1 protein-coding gene and 1 pseudogene are annotated in these 1,600 nt (G+C 46.8%); one reads left to right on the top strand and one right to left on the bottom strand.

The window, feature by feature from the left end; translation table 11 throughout:
• Positions 1-723: 723 nt before the first annotated feature.
• Positions 724-936: pseudogene (locus tag MO867_RS21955) on the bottom strand (IS3 family transposase); the annotation flags it as partial.
• On the opposite strand from MO867_RS21955, the gene MO867_RS21950 reads away from it, so the two are divergent.
• Positions 901-1,344, top strand: a complete 444-nt coding sequence (locus MO867_RS21950) for a hypothetical protein (protein WP_252473134.1) — start codon at positions 901-903, stop codon at positions 1,342-1,344. The pseudogene MO867_RS21955 and the gene MO867_RS21950 overlap by 36 nt on opposite strands.
• Positions 1,345-1,600 lie beyond the last annotated feature (256 nt).

Raw genomic sequence — 1,600 nt, 5'->3', positions numbered from 1 at the left:
ACCAGAGCGCTGCTTGATCAGGCCTGTTGAACACCAGAATTGACAATAACTCTTGCGCCGCTCACTGCACCGAGATCGCAGTGTCAGGATTCAATAGCCGTGCTGCGCCAAGGCCGCAGGCATTTGTGGAGGGGACTCTGTGGGACGCCGTCAAATGGAGGAATGCTGACCTACCTCCGGCTCCAGGCGGTGGTGACCATCCCTTAGTGGCGGCCAACAATAGTTCGCCGATACGTGTGCGAAACTATGTGAATATCCAGTGCCCTGGGCGCACCGGTCGGATGCTATACGACGCGACGCAGAAAGACACGTGCCTTCAGCTCGCGCAGGCGGCCAATACAGTTTCTTATAATGCGTTGTTTACAAATCTCATTCAGCCAGCTAGTAATGGGGGAATGCCGAGGAACTTGCTTGCCGACACCTTTTACAATTGCGCTTTTATGATGTTTCGAGGTTCTTCCCCTGTGTCTACTGCGGAAATGGGTTTCCATAATATCCTGGTTGCCAAGGATGGGAACACAGTCAAATATTATAACCCGAATGAACGTCAACCAGTTTGGAGGGCTGATGTTGGATGGAGAACGTTGCGTCATCAAAACGGTGGAGGGCATAGTTACGTTTGGAGTGGTATTGCAATCGAAATCACCTAGCAGTAAAATAGTAGTAGTTCAGACTTGATCTGACAGTTGCCGGTTTTTAAGGAGGTGCTCTGTCAGGTCAAATTCAGTTTACCGGTTTTTCCTTCCAGATGCTTTTTCCATCTTCAAGTGTTGTCATCGGTGTGCGGCCGCAACACCTTTTACACTGATGGGTACGGTTATTATTGTAATATGTGAGCCATTCGTCCAGATCCTTTTGTAGCTCTTCTATTGATCCATAGATTTTACGGCGTAATGAAGGTTGGCAGAACTCTTGAAGAATGGTTTTAATGAACCTGTGGTACATATTTTGGCAGAAGAGTCTGGGCACACAGAAGAGGCGATATCATCCGACGTATATAGCCATTTGCGCTACTTAGACGATGTCCACAAGGAAACACTTGTGGACATAGCGAAATCAATTCTCTCCCAGAAAAATGGTATTACGCTTCATGAATTGGCACTTGATATTGCCAACCTGCATGGCCTATCAGGGACAAGTAAGAAGCAACCCAAGCACATATTGGAATTACTCAACCTCTGGGCGGGAATTAAAAGAGATAATATTCATAAGCCAGTAGTTTGGCTATCACCGAATGACATCGTCGATGAAATCCCTTGGGCGGGCTCGCACCTTGGGAAGAGGAGAGGGACTGGGCAGAAATACCGCACCCTAAGCCATGGGACTTGCTCGATTGGCCATTGAAAAATCGCCAAAAAAACCTGTCGGATATATATTCAATGAATTCCAATTGAAACGCCGACACTCTAAGACCCTACAGTAGTTTCAAGCATGGGTTGACGGGGTTGCTGAAGAATCAACCGTGAAGTAGCTGAATGCATTCATGAGACTTTCTTATGACTACTGAAATAACTGTAAAGCGAGTTATTGAGGATTCCAATACTCCAATACTTCGGACAGTTTTAAGAGGCGAAATGGGTAGGAACCATGGACATGTACT

The organism is Microbulbifer okhotskensis (assembly GCF_023895975.1).
Taxonomy (GTDB): domain Bacteria; phylum Pseudomonadota; class Gammaproteobacteria; order Pseudomonadales; family Cellvibrionaceae; genus Microbulbifer; species Microbulbifer okhotskensis.
Note: the sequence above shows the minus strand (reverse complement) of the source record. Positions and strands in the feature narration are given on the sequence as shown.